At 43.8% G+C, this 16,573-nt stretch carries 8 protein-coding genes; 1 reads left to right on the top strand and 7 read right to left on the bottom strand.

The genetic code is table 11. From position 1 onward, the window contains the following. Nucleotides 1–38: 38 nt before the first annotated feature. Nucleotides 39–2,456 carry an anaerobic ribonucleoside-triphosphate reductase gene (gene nrdD, locus HXT34_RS01220; protein WP_421785084.1) on the bottom strand — a complete coding sequence of 806 codons (2,418 nt, stop codon included), beginning with the start codon at nucleotides 2,454–2,456 and terminating at the stop codon, nucleotides 39–41. 1,085 nt (nucleotides 2,457–3,541) lie between these two features. Here nrdD and HXT34_RS01215 point away from each other — a divergent pair. Further along, nucleotides 3,542–3,964, top strand: coding sequence for a DUF3052 domain-containing protein (locus tag HXT34_RS01215; protein ID WP_004107331.1), 423 nt, complete (start codon nucleotides 3,542–3,544; stop codon nucleotides 3,962–3,964). A 536-nt stretch (nucleotides 3,965–4,500) separates the two neighbouring features. Here the strand turns inward: HXT34_RS01215 and HXT34_RS01210 are convergent. The 6 genes from HXT34_RS01210 to HXT34_RS01185 form a co-directional block, all read right to left on the bottom strand. Continuing rightward, entirely contained in the window at nucleotides 4,501–6,426 is a 1,926-nt protein-coding gene (locus HXT34_RS01210; protein WP_421785403.1) for a DEAD/DEAH box helicase, read from the bottom strand. 259 nt (nucleotides 6,427–6,685) lie between these two features. Further along, nucleotides 6,686–12,346: a GA module gene (locus tag HXT34_RS01205; protein WP_421785082.1), complete on the bottom strand. Its 5,661-nt coding sequence runs from the start codon at nucleotides 12,344–12,346 to the stop codon at nucleotides 6,686–6,688. Beyond that, a complete protein-coding gene (locus HXT34_RS01200; protein ID WP_421785080.1) occupies nucleotides 12,300–12,479 on the bottom strand; it encodes a hypothetical protein in 180 nt (59 codons plus the stop codon). Before HXT34_RS01200 ends, HXT34_RS01205 begins: the two co-directional genes overlap by 47 nt. Nucleotides 12,480–12,820: 341 nt before the next feature. Then, on the bottom strand, nucleotides 12,821–14,497 hold the full coding sequence (gene ettA, locus HXT34_RS01195) for an energy-dependent translational throttle protein EttA (protein ID WP_421785078.1): 1,677 nt from the start codon (nucleotides 14,495–14,497) through the stop codon (nucleotides 12,821–12,823). Between the two features lie 151 nt (nucleotides 14,498–14,648). Next, nucleotides 14,649–15,152: a DUF3180 domain-containing protein gene (locus tag HXT34_RS01190; protein ID WP_415689537.1), complete on the bottom strand. Its 504-nt coding sequence runs from the start codon at nucleotides 15,150–15,152 to the stop codon at nucleotides 14,649–14,651. Beyond that, complete coding sequence (locus tag HXT34_RS01185; protein WP_415689535.1) at nucleotides 15,152–16,387, bottom strand: dihydroneopterin aldolase; 1,236 nt, start codon at nucleotides 16,385–16,387, stop codon at nucleotides 15,152–15,154. Before HXT34_RS01185 ends, HXT34_RS01190 begins: the two co-directional genes overlap by 1 nt. Nucleotides 16,388–16,573: the final 186 nt, after the last annotated feature.

Genomic DNA, 16,573 nt, shown 5'->3' with positions numbered 1-16,573 from the left:
TTATTTTACTAAGTTTCAACATAGTTAATTAGCTAAGTTTATTTTGTTTCCTCATACCATTCACGAGACTCACCGTTGTTAAGAGTCACATGGCCAGTTTCGCCAGACATGTGCTTTACGCGGTGAGCGATTTCCTCGTGACGTCCGTGAACCATTGGACGCTGAACAGGATTGCCCAAGTAGCCGCAAGTACGCTTAGTCACATTGCACTTATCTGGGTCGCTGTTTCCGCACTCAGGGCAGCGGAAGCCTTCTTTAGTCGGCTCAAAATCGCCCTGGAATCCACAAACGAAGCAATGATCGATTGGCGTATTCGTACCCAAGTAGCCGATGCCAATCTTGTAAGCGTAATCCCACACGGCTTCCAAAGCCTTAGGATTTGCCTGCAAGCATGGGAACTCGCAGTAGTTAATAAAGCCGCCGGAAGCAAGATACGGGAAGTCAACCTCGTAGCGAAGCTTCTCCATAGGAGTTGGCTGCAACCAAACCGGATAATGGAAGGAATTAGTATAGAAGTCGTGATCGGTTACGCCTTCAATGCGGCCGAACTTCTGACGATCCATGCGGTTAAAGCGGTCAGTCAAAGACTCAGCAGGAGTTGAGTAAACAGAATAATGGTAGCCTTCAGCCTTTGACCACTGCTGGCAAAGCTTATTCATGCGGCGAACCAAAGAAAGCGCAAACTCCTTGCCTTCCTCATTCCAGCTGTGATCTTGCATCCAATCCTTGCCGAAGAACACTGCAGTAGTTTCGTACAAGCCAATGTAACCAAGAGAAACGGTTGCGCGCTCGTTACGGAACAGCTGATCAACGCTCTCGTTAGCTTCCAAACGACCAAAAGCACCGTAACGGAACAGCGTTGGAGCATTCACAGGAGTTGCTTGCTTGCAACGCATAATACGGAATCGCAAAGCTTGGTGAGCTACTTCCATACGCTCGTCGAAAAGCTTCCAGAAGCGAGTCACATCGCCGTGAGATTCAAGAGCAATACGTGGCATGTTAACAGTCACAACGCCAAGATTCATACGGCCATCTTCAACATCCTTACCGGTCTTTGGATCAATCCAACCCTGGAGGAATGAGCGGCAACCCATAGGAGCCTTGAAGGAGCCGGTAATCTTAACAATATTCTCGTAGAAAACGACGTCTGGATACATGCGCTTAGTAGAGCACTCGAGAGCAAGCTGCTTCAAATCGTAGTTCGGGTCGCCAGCGTCTGCGTTAACACCGTGCTTAATAGTAAATACAAGCTTAGGGAAGATTGCAGTGTGGCGATCTTTGCCGAGGCCACGAATGCGGTTAAGCAAAATAGCTCGCTGAATTTCGCGAGCAAACCAAGAAGTACCCAAGCCAAAACCAACAGTTACGAACGGAGTCTGGCCGTTAGAAACGCGGTTGGAATTAATTTGATATTCCATAGTTTGCATAGCGTCGTAAATAGCTTTACGCGTCATAATCTTTGCGTAAACTTCACGAAGCTGATCAAGCTCGCCCAAGTTTTCATCAAAAGGAGTATCAGCAGGAAGTGGATCCCTGTCCAAGCAGTGCAGATTCTTAGGCTCCTGAGCTTTCAAGCCGTCAATCATATCTTTTGCAACTTGAATTGGCGTGGAATCAGGAATCATTGCGTGAGCCATAGCAAGATTCTTGTCATAATCGCACTTAGCGTAAGGCTCAAGCATCTCGTCAGCGCGATTAACTGTTTGACCGCCATACTGAGCACCCGCAATATCCTTAATAATTTGCGTAACCTGAGTTGCAGCAGTACCAATAGACTTTGGGCTATCCATCATTGCGTTACCAAGAGCAAATCCCTTAGCAAGCATGTCGCCAAAATCAGGAAGCGAGCAGTTGCTCATGCAAGTAAATGGCGAATAATCAGCGTCGTGGAAGTGAATATCACCCTTCATATGAGCATTAGAAACTGCGTGAGGAAGCATAGAGAACGCAGAAGCCTTAGAAACAGCGCCTGCAAGAAGATCGCGCTGAGTTGCGTAAACGTTGGAATCCTTATTTGCGTTTTCGCGAACAAGAGACTCATCACGGTTCACAAGGCGGTTCACAGCCTCGTTGATATCGGTAGCCTTAGCGCGATCGATATCTCGGTTCAAGCGGTAACTCGTGTAGCAGCGAGCAACCTCATAAAGGTGATTTTCAATAAGACCATGCTCAACAAGAGTCTGAATATCTTCAATCTTTGCTGGACCATTGTAACGATCTTGAATTTCAGCCTCAATATGATCAGAAATATTACGAATCAACTGCTCTTCTTGCGGACCGACTTCCTTGCCCAAATCCTTAAAAGCAGCCTTAATTGCCATAATGATATTCAGCGGATCAAAATCAACTACGCGACCATCGCGCTTTTCGACCTGCACGCGAGAAACTGGAGATTCAACTACATCATCCGTACAATTTTCTGCGCTTGTGACAGCAGTTTCTTCCAAAACCTGCATCGGTACAGACCTTTCTCAAACACCGTTCCTTCTAGCAAATTCTCTCGTTGCGAATATGGGAACTATTTTTAACAACTCGCTCTACTATAACCCAACTCATGCACAATATCTAGGGCAAGACGCAAAGATAACCACCTATATATAGTGATTTTTGTCACAATCGCGATTTTTGAGGCGTGTCGAGGATGAGGTAAGCTTGATTGCTGGCGTGTTAAGTTTCTTTAGTGTTGATTTTTTGTTTTAGACGTTCTTGAGTATCGTCTATGAGTTTTGGCTGGTGTTTGGCTGGCGGGTTTCTGAATTGGCTGTGTGAGATAGGAATTACTTATCTCGCAGCGCTCCGCTCTTATACCTTATTTGGACTTAAAGGTTGCGTAGTTAAGTTTAGTTTTTTACTTACTTTTTCTGCAAAAATAGTATTCGTCAATAAGATTATTACTATCGTTCCGCTTTTATATTGCTCGACAAGCAATTCCTATCTCCCACTCGTAAATTCACCCACCGTTGTTTTTTGGTGTGGTAGGTGCGTATTGTGTGATGTGTGCAGCAGCACGAATGCTAGTGTTCTCTAGGCAATAAACACTCAACGTCTGCAGAGCAATAATGCTAAAGTTCACGAATCAACAAGTAATCACCGTTAGCAGAAGCACAACTGCAAAGCTACAAAACCACTTTTTGCAAAGCACTGATGCAAAGCTACAGGAGGTTTGAGGGAAAATACGACCTTTATTTTACGCAAGCGCAAAGTTTCTGCCGTTTTTTCGCGCGTAGGCGACCGTTTCTTTACACGAGCGCAAAGTTTCTGCCGGATTAAGACGCGTAGCCGACCGTTCCTTTACACGCGCGTAAAGTTTCTGCCGCCTTTTCGCGCGGAAACGACTTTTTCTTTACACGCGCGTAAAATTTCTGCTGTTTTTTCGCGCGCAAACGACCGTTCCTTTACGCGACTGTAAAGTTTCTGCCGGATTAAGGCGCGTAGCCGACCGAAACTTTACACGAGCGTAAACAGAGCAGGATTACTTAAGTAAGTACAATACACGCCGTTGTGGGCGCGCACTTCGTGACGCTTTGATATATTGAATCACGTGGAACAGATAGCTTTTCAGCATGCACAGGAATTCGGATTCCAACCAGGAGACATTGTGCAACAATGGCTCTGGGATGACGATGTTGACGAAACAATTTGCGAAAGCATCGAGAAACTTACCGGCGAAGAGTTGGTAGATGAGGATTACGACGCTGCTGTTGATGGTGTGATTATTTGGTGGCGCGACGGCGACGATGAAGATGAGCTCGCAGATACCATTATGGATGCCACAAATATGCTTGACGATGACGCGCCTATGTGGGTTCTTACTCCAAAACCAGGTCGCGAAGGTTCCCCAAGTTCTAGTACAGTTCAATCTGCAGCAAAAACAGCTGGCATGAACGCAGCCACTCCGTTAACAGTAAGTGCTGACTGGAATGGTGTGCAATTGCGCGCATTTGGTAAAGGTCAATCCAAGTAGTATTTGCTAGTTGCAGTATTTGCTAGTTGACGTAACTATCTTAACCGACCGTTGACTTGCGTAACTGCCTGTTTAGCTGCCTGTTTAACAGCCTGTTTGCTTAATTGCTAGCTTGCTTAATTGCTAGCTTGCTTATTGCTAAGTCGCTTATTGCTTGCTTATTGCTAAGTCGCTTATTGCTTGCTAACTCGCTACTTACTTTTGTAGTATTGCGCTGTTTTTGTCGAAAATACCAAATCAACCGATACTTTCGACAAAAAACAGGACAATTCTGTCGAAAACACATAATCATTTGGTGAAATCGACATAATACGGAGCAATTCTGTCGAAAACACATAATCATTTGGTGAAATCAACATAATACGGGGCAATTCTGTCGAAAACACATAATCATTTGGTGAAATCGACAAAACGCACAAAAATAACGCAAATAAAAGCGCGAGGAGAGAAATATACCAGCCTCGCAATGCCGCACAAAACTAACGACCGCTACGCAATGCCACAAAAATAACTGTCGTTAACGCAATGCCGCCAAACTAACGACCGAAGCGATTAACACGGTTACCACGCTCGCCACGTTTACCGTACCAACGACGCTCGCTGCGTTCGCCACGTTCGATGCGTTCATTGCGTTCACCGCTACTGCTTTGACCGTTACGTTCGCCGCGTTCGCCGCGTTCACCACGTTCACCACGTTCACCACGCCCACGTACGCGCCCACGTACGCGCCCGCGACCTTTACGCTTCTGCTGCTCCGGCTCCGGCATACTCCAGCCTTCTTGAAGCTCAGCAGCTTCACCCACAATCTCATCTAGAACTTGCGAAGCAGGATTCACATCCTCAGCTTTCGCATGAATTCCAGCCTTACGAAGCATCATATGAGCAGCGCGCTTTTGATTAGGAAGCACAAGCGTTACAACGTCGCCTTCTTCACCAGCTCGAGCAGTGCGACCCGAACGATGCAAGAAAGACTTAGGATCCTCAGGAGGCTCAGTTTGCACAACCAACGCAACGTCACTAATGTCAATACCTCGCGCAGCAACGTCCGTAGCAACTAGCACACGCACCAAGCCTTCAGCAAACACAGCCAAATGACGATCTCGCTGATTCTGCGACAAATTACCTTGCAAATCGACTGCAGGAATACCTTGCTGCACAAATTTTTTCGCCATATTCTTCGCTTGATATTTCGTGCGCGTAAAGAATATAGAACGTTTCTTTCCAGAAGCAAGCTTTCGCAAAACTTCGTACTTATCCCCTGCTGACACAGCAAAAATATGATGCGTCATAGTGTCAACTTGGCAATCAGCATCATCCACAGCATGGACGACAGCGTTTGGAAGGAAACGCTCAACTAATGTAGAAACTTGCTTATCAAGCGTTGCAGAAAACAGCATGCGCTGACCATCTGGCGCAACTTGTTCAAGAAGTCTAGTAACAGCAGGAAGGAATCCCATATCCGCCATTTCGTCTGCTTCGTCGAGCACGCTAACCATCACTTTTTCAAGCGTAAGTGCTCCCTGACGCAGCAAATCTTCCAAACGACCAGGGCAAGCAAGCACAATTTGCGCACCCTGCTTAAGTTGCGATACCTGGCGCTGGTATCTCACGCCTCCATACACTGTCACAGTACGCATGCCATAAGCTGCAGCAAGCGGCGCTATTACGTCATCAATTTGATGCACAAGTTCACGAGTTGGAGCAAGAATTATTGCTCTAGGAGCAGGAATTTCACTAGACTCGCGCGACTTACGGTTTTTACCAAAATTAATTAAATCAACAAAATTCTCAGCTAAACGCGCAACAAGTGGAATAGAAAATGCTAATGTTTTACCGCTTCCTGTGCGACCTCGCCCTAGGATATTCGCACCTTGTAAGGAATCGGGAAGCGTTGCTTGTTGAATTGGGAATGCAGTGGTTTTCCCATCCGCACGCAACACTTCTACTAAAGGCTCTGGAACGCCAAGTTGCGCAAAAGTGACATCGTCACGGTAATTTTCACGAGATTCAATAGCAGAGTCTGGAATAATTGTTGCGTTATGAGAATCTTGCTTTTGCTTTTTTGAAGTAGAGTGCAAAGATATTGCAGAATTTTGCTTTGGATTATGAGATTTTGCAATATCATTTTTAACAATATCATTTTTAGCAACATTATTTTTATCAATATTATGCTTAGCAAAATTACTTTTAGCAAAATTATTTTTAGCAAAATCTTGTTCAGCATCCGCAATAGCTACTTCTTCATAGCGCAAGGCTTTTTCGCGCGCTTTTTGACGAGCTTTTTCTGCTTTGCGATTGCGCTCCCTGCGCGAATTGAACTCGTGATTAGAACCGTAATTTTTATGACTACCCTGATATTCAAAAGGATTGCGTTTTTCAGCTGATTTCCTAGTATTTTTGACGTTCTTGGTATTCTTCGCGCCTCGCTTTTGATGAGACGCAGCATTATGAGTATGCGGCACAATAGCCTTTCGTAAAATATGTGTATTCAAAACTTAAATTTCAAAACGTGAACTAATCGAGCCTAGCACACGCCTGGCACAATCACGGCAAATGTGGTCAAACGCAGCCAAAGCGACAACAAATGAAAGAAAAGCCTCACCGTGAAAAATCACAAGTGAGGCTTTAGTCAGTTTACTTAGAAGATTATGTAAGCTTAGAGCTAAGCACGTGAACTTACATAATTTGCAAAATCTTTACAGGTTTTGCAACAGCTATCGCTTACTTATTGCTGTGGCGGGAAATACCGCGACGCTTAGCAGCAAAAAGCGCAGCACCAGCAGCACTAATAGTTGCAGCAAACAAGCCGAATGCAGACACGTCACTACCAGTCTTACTAAGCTGAGCAGCACTACCACTCTTCAACACCTGAGCGCGCACAGAAGCACGAACATCAGCCGCATGAGCCTTAGCAGCAGCCAAAGCCTTACGAGCAGCAGAAAGCTTCTGAACTGCAGCATCAACCTGAGCCTGAGTTGCGTTAGGATCAGCAGCAACCTTCTTAGCTTCAGCCAAAGCAGTATCAAGAGCCGCCTGAGCCTTAGAAACTTGAGCGTCCGCCTGCTTCACAGCCGGATTACTTTCAACCGCAGCATTCACAGCAGCAGAATTTGCGCCATTAGCATTATTTGCGTTGGAACCAGAGTTGGCATTGGCGTTGGCAGCATTGTTGTTACCTGCATTACCAGCGTTTGCGCCAGAGTTTGCAGCATTACCAGCGTTGTTAGAACCAGCGTTACCGTTGTCAGCATTACCAGGCTGCAAATCAGACTCAGCACTATCAATCTGAATGTTCAACTCGCCCTTATCCACAGTAGTAGGCGCGTTATCATTCACACCATAGCCGGATTCAGAACCAGAGCCAGTATTGCCAGTTCCGGCACCAGGATTTGGAAGTGGGGTTGGAGTTGGGGTCGGAGTTGGAGTTGGAGTTGGCTCGACTGGTTTCTTGCCATCAAGAGCCTTAGCCGCGTCTTGCAACTTCTTCAAAGCCGCATCCAAAGCTGTCTGCTTATTCTCCTTGGTGTCAAGATGATCGTCTACGCTGGCCTGCTGCTTACCAGTTAGCTTATCGATAAGATCATTAGCATCTTTAAGAGCCTGATCAAACGCATCCGTCTTAGACTTATCAGCATACTTATACTTATCTAAGTCTTTAACGTTGCTATCCTTATCAATCTCAGTCTGCAACTTGGTTGTGTCAACACCATCCAAAGCAAGGCGAGCCTTAATAAGCTTGTCAAGAGCTTCGTCAACAGCCTGTTGAGCAGTTGCTTCCTCTTCAGCACTCATCTTCTTGGCACCAGGCTTCTTAGTATCTTCAGCAGTCTTCAAAGCAGTTTCAGCATCCTTCAAAGCCTGATCAAACGCATCCTTCTTAGCCTGAGACGAAGTGTTGTAAACAGAGTTGCCTGGCTTTGCAGGATCTGCAGGAGTAGCTGGCTTGTAGGTCTTATCGGACTTAATCTCAGCAGCAAGAGCATCAGTCTTAAGACCAGCACTTTGAGCATCAGGATCCAAATCACGCATCTTGTTTAGAAGATCAGTGTAAAGATCGTTGACCTCAGGAGCACCCTTAGCGTCACCCTTATCCTTGTTAAGCAAATCATCAACAGACTGAAGAACTTCGTCAAATGCAGCTTTCTTCTTAGAATCAACATTAGTACCAGTGTACTTGTCAGTTCCCTTAAGATCGTCAGCTTTCTTCTTCAACTCTTCAAGACGAGCCATAGCATTATCGGTGTTTGCAGCGTTTGCGAGCGCATCGTCAATGTCGTCAGAAGTTGTTCCGTCAGCATTCTTGTGATCAGAAGCATCAGTATCTTCAATAATCTTCTTGAAAGCTTCCTTCTGAGCATTGTTCAAATGATCAAGCGCAGCAATCTGCTTCTTAGCATCCTCAATCTTTTTTGCTTTCAAAGCACGATTAGCAATAGCAGTTGGGTCGCCAATCTTCTTTGCATTATTGATGTCATCAATGGCCTTCTGCTTGTCAGCAGCTGGGAGATCACTATTTTGAATGCGTTTCTTCTGATCTTCCTTTTCTTTATTAAGTTCAGACTGATTATCGTATGTGTTCTGAGTGGTATCGCGCTGAGGAGTATTATTCTTAATGTCTTCCTTAGCAGCATTAAGCGAAGTATCTACACCATTAACAGCCGTCATGATGTCAGAAGGCTTTGTTGCGTTGTTCACAGTAGTCTTAGCATCATTGATTGCATTAATAGCCGCGTCGTACTTCTCCTTGGCTTTCGCCTGTTGATCAGCTGCTAAAGCGTTATATGCTGCATCAAGCTCTGCCTTCTTAGCTTCAAGCTTCGCAATACCAGCATTCTTAGCATTCTGCTCGTTAATGCTATTCTGACGCTTAGCAGCATCGAGAGCTGCGCGGATATCAGCTGCAGTAGGATTCTGCTTTGCAAGAGCGGTTTCCAAAGCAGTGAGTGCTGCATCCTTCTTAGCTGGATCAGAACCGATTAACTCCTTAAGAGCCTTATCGTCGTTACTATCAGACTTGCCGTGGCTTAAGAATGGTAACTCATCCTTAATAGCTTTGTGAGCAGCGTTTCGAGCTTGAGCTTCATTGACAATCTGCTGAACTTCTTCAGGAGTATTAGCACCAGGCTTGGTAGTATCTCCATTCTTTCCATTCAGCTTTTCCTTGAGCTTATCCTTTTCATCTTGAGTTAAATCACTAAGACCATCAATAGTGGTGTTAGCAGTCTGCTTATCCTTAGTGGTTTGCTCTTTTTGCTTCTCTTTGCGCTCCTTCTCATCCTTTTCTTTTTGCTCTTTTTCGCGCTTCTCCTTTTCTTCTTTCTCTTTATTCTTGATATCTTCAGGATTTACATTATTCTTACCAGCCTGCTGGTTAGCTTCCTTGAGGATATTCTGGATTTTCTCTTTAGTATCAGCCTGATCAATCTGATTCTTGTAGTTTGTCTTCTGCTCATCAGTAAGCTTTGGATTACGGTCGATAATCTCCTTCGCCTGCTCTTTAAACTTCTTGAGGTCTTCAGCAGATGGAGTTGGCTTATCTTCTTTTTGCTTATAGGTTACCTTAACTGTAAAAGCATCACCCTTAGATGGAGTAATAACAATATTGTTACTTGCATCCTTAGAGAGAGACTTAATGCCGTCAGCGTCTATTCCCATATAAACAGTGTCATCTTTAGCCTTCAGCGTATTAGGCAAAGTTAGCGGAGACGTAATACTTTCATCAGTTACAACTTCTGGATTTGTATAGTTAGCTTTAAGGAATGCCTTCACAGCTGCCTTGAACTTTGCATCATCTGTAGCACCCTTATCAAATTCAACAACGCCAGGTTTGTTATACTTGCGCTCAGCTTTCTTGGCATCAGTAAGCTTGCGAATAAGGTCGCGCAGGTCTTTTTCGGCTGTTTGACCCTTTGCTATTTCATCGATCTTGGCATCATTCAGCTGATCAGGATCGGAAATACCAGCGCGCTTCAAATCGTCATTGGTAAGACCATCAGTTTTTGTACGCTTCTGCAACAGATCCTTAGCTTGCTGCTTTAGATTGTCAATCGTGGTATCTTTTTGCGGCTGAGAGCTGTTCTTTTTAACATACAAATCTGTTAAAGGCACATCAAACAATTTCTTTGAATTATTTTCTCCAGTTTCAAAACCTTGAACAGCTATGGTTCCGTCCTGATTAAGACTAAACGATACTACGCCTGCGCCATTATTTTGACCTTTAACATAGCGTTGCATATTTTCAACACCAGCTACAGGCTTATCATTGTCTTTAAGAGTATAAGCAGACATAGCCTCTTGATCGGTTATATCCACATTATAGTTCTTCTTCATAAACTTCTTAAACGCAGCAATCTGATCTTCGGGTTTAGGGGAATTAACGTTATCTACTTGTACTGGATCTACATAATACTTATATGCAGTCATCTGACCTGGATGGTGCAAAGTGGTATCTGGCTGCTGAGGCGTTTGCTTATTAGCTTTCTGCTTAAGGAATACGCTCATTGGATACTTAGCGTCTTTGTAGTTGTCGGCGTGGAATACTACTACGCCCTTACCATCTTCTATCTTAAATTCAACATCTTTGATTGTGACAGGGGTCTTGTTGTCCTTTGCATCTTTTGCTACACAGTTTTTCAATTTACCTTTAATTGAATTCAAACTCTGTGTGTTATTAGGGTCCGTTAAGTCCGTATCCTTAGCATTAAAAGGATCGAAATTAACACTTGATTGGTTTTGAGGCGCTTCAACAATGAACTCTTTTTCGGCAGTAGGAGTTGGAGTTGGTGGCTGAGGATTTGGAGATGGCGTAGTCTTTGGCTTCTGCTGTAGGAATTGCCACGCGTCAATAACTGTTGTAGAACCATCTGCCCACTTGATTGTGGCATTTCCGGTCTTTTTATCAATTGCTAAGTAGCCAGCAGAATCCTTCTTCTTCGCATTCGAGTAAACATCCAAATCAGCATTTGCCGTATCGAATGCATTCTTAATCTTAGTTACATCATCATCAGAAAGCTGCTTAAGATTCTCAACCTCAATCGTGTCCGGCACAACGTATGGTGCCCAATCGGAGATCTTTGGCCCTTGGAACACAAGCTCAGACGCAGGGATTGTAATCTTTGAGCCATCTTGGTATTCAACACTTACATCACCATTATCCGCAACCTTAAAATCGTAGCCACCAGTGCTGTCTTTCTTAATATGCTTCAAGAAATCGTTTGGAGTTGAGCCGCCATTAGCATCAATAATCGCTTGACGAATGTTAGTTTTTTCATCAGGCGTGAGCTTCTTCAAATTAACTACAGGCGTACGAGTTGGCAAAGTTGGCCTGTACTTATCTTTATCAGTCTCGTCTTTTGTCACAAGCAAGCTAGCTGGCATAGTGCGAGTCGTATTATCTTTAAAGGTGATAGTTGCATCACCCTTTTCGGATACTTCTACTTTTTCTACCAAATCCGAGTAATACTTTGCATTTTTATTAGCTTCTACAATGGCATTCTTAACAGCTGTCTGTTCGTCACTAGTGAGCTTTTTGGTATCCTTCACCTTAGTCACAGCTGGATAAGTAAGATTAAAATGATCCGCAATCTTTGGAGTATTGTGCTTTTGACCAGCCGCATAATGCCAATTACCGGCAAAACGGTAAACGCCAGCAGCAAATCGCAAAGGATTCTTATCACGATTCTTCCATGTTGTTTCTTCCATTTCGGAAACGTAAGTCATGTCATACCAACGCTGACCAGCAGACTCCCAGTCTACGAAAATACCCTTAAGACCTTGTGTGTCCTGCTTATAAATATCCCACTGCTTCTCTGTATCACCAGCATTGTCGTAAGTCTTGCTATTGTCTTTATCACCAAGTCCAACAAGCTGCTTCCAACCCTTTGTAGCAATATTATTGCCGCTAAAGTAGAAGTTTGAAAGATTAGACCATTCTTTAGTGCTGTTGTAATGGCGATCAGAAACAGCGCCATAGCCATTAGCGTCTGTAGTAATATACTGGGAAGAACCAGTAGGTTTAACCTGCTGCTTGCCGTTTTGTGTTAACTTTTCAATACGCTTAAAATGAATATATTGAGGATCCTTCAAACCAGCAGGAACGCCAAACCACCACATTGGGCGGAACTTCCATTCGTCTGCTGTAGCATTGTTGTTGCAATTAGAAAGATAATGAACGCGAACAAATTTTCCTAAAGGATCTATGCCTTCAGTACCGCCTTCCCTGGCGTGCTCTAGAGTATCGTAATATTCAACGTCAATGTTGAAATGAGCCTCGGCATATTGTGCATCAGTTTTAAAACCGTAATAAATGTTGTTACCAGTGCCGTCTACATACCCATCAGCATACGCAGGCAAAGGAGTAGAAACGAATACCCCCCCCCCCAAGCACCATTGCGCCGGCAAGCATCGCAGCGCACACACTCTTAGAAAGTGGCGCGTAAATAACGCTGTCACTAGACTTTTGCATAGACTTTTGCAAATCAGCAAGATGCTTTGCATTCATGATCTTCTTCGCCATTATTCCTCACTTCAATAATGTGTCTTCTTTATGTTTCTGATTATGCATAATTTGTAATATGCAATCATGCGGCAGCCAATAAATTAGCATTCGCTTCTTTGTTTCACGCCAAGTTGCTATCTAGAACGCTTCATACTCTCTCAATACGTTTCAGCGCACATAAAATTGCAAACTGACACTAATACAAGTTGTATGATACTCGCATATTCATACATCTCAAGCGCAGCATGTGTGATTCTTATCACTTTTAAATAGAAAACTAATTTAACACTCACAAATAGAAAAAAGTCGCGCAAACTGTAAAATTTATATACAATTTGCGCGACTTATATTCACAAAATCTAGCGAGTGAGCTTACGATGCAAGCGATGCGGACGAGCAGCTTCCTCACCCAAGCGAGCAATCTTATTTTCTTCGTAAGCTTGGAAGTTACCTTCGAACCAGTACCACTTTGCAGGATTCTCGTCGTCACCTTCCCAAGCAAGAATATGCGTTGCAACTCGGTCAAGGAACCAACGATCGTGCGAAACCACAACAGCGCAGCCTGGGAAATCAAGTAAAGCGTTTTCCAAGCTTTCCAAAGTTTCAACATCCAAATCGTTAGTAGGCTCATCGAGAAGAAGTAAGTTTCCACCCTGCTTAAGAGTCAAAGCCAAGTTCAAACGGTTACGCTCACCGCCGGAAAGCACTCCCGTAAGCTTCTGCTGATCCGAACCCTTAAAACCAAAGCTTGCAACATATGCGCGAGTAGGAATCTCAACACCTGCAACCTCAATAAAATCAAGTCCGCCAGAAACAGCTTCCCACAAATTCTTATTAGGATCCAATCCTGCACGATTCTGATCCACGTAAGAAATCTTCACAGTATCGCCAACAATCAGCTCGCCGCCAGAAAGAGGTTCCAAGCCAACAATCGTCTTGAAAAGCGTAGACTTACCAACACCGTTTGGACCAATCACACCAACAATACCGTTACGAGGCAGCGTAAACGACAAGTCGTCGATAAGTACACGGTCGCCAAAAGCCTTGTGAATATGCTTTGCTTCCAAAACTTGCGAGCCCAAACGCGGACCTGCTGGAATTTGAATTTCAGAGAAGTCAAGCTTCTTGGAATTACGTGCCTCTTGCTCCATTTGGTCGTAGCGTTCCAAACGAGCCTTGTTCTTAGCTTGTCGAGCCTTCGGCGAGCTACGCACCCAATCAAGCTCATTCTTCAAACGCTTAGCAAGCTTGGCATCCTTGGCACCCTGGATTTCTATACGCTTTGCTTTAGTTTCCAAATATGTTGAGTAATTTCCCTTATATGGATAAAGCTGACCACGGTCAACTTCGCAAATCCACTCTGCTACGTTATCCATAAAGTAGCGATCGTGCGTAACAGCAATAACAGCACCCTCGTACTTGTGCAAGAACTGTTCAAGCCACAAAATAGATTCCGCGTCCAAGTGGTTAGTAGGTTCGTCCAAAAGCAGCAAATCTGGCGCTTCAAGAAGAAGCTTACACAATGCAACTCGACGCCTTTCACCACCGGAGCACACAGAAACAGGAGAATCCGGATCTGGGCATTGCAAAGCATCCATTGCCTGCTCAAGCTGCGAATCCAAATCCCAACCGTTTGCAGCGTCAATTTCAGTCTGAAGCTTACCCATTTCTTCCATTAACGCATCAAAATCAGCGTCTGGATTAGCCATTTCTTCGCCGATTTGGTTAAAACGCGCCACTTTTTGCGCAATTTCACCAAAAGCCATCTTAATGTTTTCGCCAACCGTCTTAGTGTCATCAAGAGGTGGTTCCTGCTGCAAAATACCTACCGTATAGCCAGGAGTCAAAGAAGCTTCACCGTTGGTCACATTTTCCAAACCGGCCATAATTTTCAGCAGCGTCGACTTACCCATGCCGTTCGGACCCACAACACCAATTTTTGCGCCCGGAAGGAAGCTTAAAGTAACATCGTCGAGAATTACACGATCTCCGTACGATTTACGCGCCTTAATCATCTGATAGATAAATTCAGCCAAAGTAATATACCATCCTTACAAACGTTGAAATTCCAGCGTTTGTTGCAACTTGCGTCAAAAGCGTTTAATACTTTTACCTATTTAATTCAAACAAGATGCAACTTAAATAAAACTACACAAACTAATCTAGCAAATACCAGCCTAGCAAATACTAGCATGTTGCTGGCGTACAATTTGACTTATTGACAGATTCCGAATCATCTTCAGGCGGAATTTGGCAGAGCCACTCGCCCAAAATTCCAACAACCATGTCAATAAAGCACACCAAGCCAGCAATAGAGCATTCACGCACAACAGAGTTATACAGAATTATCTCACTGTGTGGCAAACTCATTAACAATTGCCCAACGTACCAGCCAGACAAAATAGCACCTGCCATTCCCAATGCCTTCGACAGCATAAGAGCAGCAACAGCAAATTGAGGACTTACATGCTTCTTATTCTTATCTTTATTGTTGGCAACACTTTGATGAGTTTGCAATGCCATAACAAAAGTTATTAAGCCAGCAATCACCATAATTGCAACAACAATCCACGGAGCTCCTGCTAATGACATAGCACTAGACTCTGTTGACGACACTAGAAATGCGCCTAGCACAAAGCCAAACAGTAACCCTAGTACCAAATACCACCAAGGTGTGCGATACGCTTTCATTAACAACCATCCCCTATAAGCCATTGCTCTGAGTATACCCCAACAGTTTGAGCATCAAAATCAAACGCTAATGAGTACGAAACTGAGTTATCGTCCAAAGCAGCATCTGGCTCTATCTGCATCCACGGCATAAGTTCAGGCGCCTTAGGGTCAACCGTCACCATTTCCGCTAGTTGTTGTGGTAATTTTTCTGCATCAACAGTTCTTGTGTCAGCAGCAGAAGCACCATATGAACGCGTACCCAGCACTCGCACAGTCACATTATCTTTATACAAAGTAGCAACAGCGCGAAGCAAGCGAAGCAGCTCATACTCGTCACCACCCGAAGACAGAATAAATACAGCCGCGTAATAATCACCATCAAGCATATTGGCAACATATAATGCCGATACACCGTCAACGCGAGATTCTCTATCCTGCTCGAGCATTGCAACTATTCTCAGCATAGCAGAACGCGTGTCTTGTTTCGCGACACCCTTCATAGAAATCACTGCAGTTGTTTGTAACGGAGTTGGACATATGCGGAACAAAGGAGACTTAGTTTCTCTTTTAACAAGCTCACTGCCATAATTGACGTTTTTAGATTCATCTCCACAAGAGCACTGTGAATCTCCATTATTTTCATAATCATCCGCGAAAGAGTTTGCAATATCGACAGCAGCTTTAGCAGCTGCAGCAGCGTCTTCATCTTCTTTGCGTTGCTTTTCTTTTCTATCTTCCTCAATAAGAGAACGATAGTAATCTGCTATTTCGCCTTCCTCAAACTCGTCAACTGATACTCTTCCGCTGCGAACAGCAACATGCGCAAGAGACTCAGGAACTACACGCCGTTCCGAATAATTTAATTCTTCTCTAGAAACGCTATTCAAAGTAACACAAACATCGTCAACAGTGCTTTTCATGCCGTAATATTCGCTTCTTAAAGCAGCATGAACAGTAATATCAGCCTCACTAATTTGCCAAGTGTGCATAGCAGAATTTAAAACAGATTTAGCAATAAGTTCTAAAGCTATAGCAGGATGCTCCTCAATCTCGCTATCCTTTTCGCAACGTTTAAGCATAAAAGCAAGACGCTCAGCAATTTGAGGAATATCTATTGCGTTAGTTTCATCTCCGTCTAACGCATTACTCAAATTAACTTTTAAAGCAGCATCTATGTAAATAGAAGAATATATTCCAATGACTATTGAGTCACCGCTTGGGCGAATACCCTTCAAACTTATGGTCGTATTCATAATCTCATCTTCTACTCTCTAATAAAAAACAATTAAAGTTTCAGTTATTCGTTTATTTATCTTTTACTCTTGCCTATAAATACGCAAAACTAATATTTTGATATATTGTACTCGATATAAATCAACATGCTTAATTTTTTGCATATAACACTAATTTTTATTATTAAATTATTAAAAAAATAAAAA

Origin of the sequence: Gardnerella sp. DNF00983, from assembly GCF_049244265.1 — a bacterium.
Taxonomy (GTDB): Bacteria; Actinomycetota; Actinomycetes; order Actinomycetales; family Bifidobacteriaceae; genus Bifidobacterium; species Bifidobacterium vaginale_J.
Note: the sequence above shows the minus strand (reverse complement) of the source record. Positions and strands in the feature narration are given on the sequence as shown.

Coding starts and splice junctions, on each gene's coding strand:
- nrdD (WP_421785084.1), bottom strand. CDS start 2,456: ATGCAGGTTTTGGAAGAAACTGCTGTCACAAGCGCAGAAAATTGTACG.
- HXT34_RS01185 (WP_415689535.1), bottom strand. CDS start 16,387: ATGAATACGACCATAAGTTTGAAGGGTATTCGCCCAAGCGGTGACTCA.
- HXT34_RS01200 (WP_421785080.1), bottom strand. CDS start 12,479: ATGGCGAAGAAGATCATGAATGCAAAGCATCTTGCTGATTTGCAAAAG.
- HXT34_RS01190 (WP_415689537.1), bottom strand. CDS start 15,152: ATGAAAGCGTATCGCACACCTTGGTGGTATTTGGTACTAGGGTTACTG.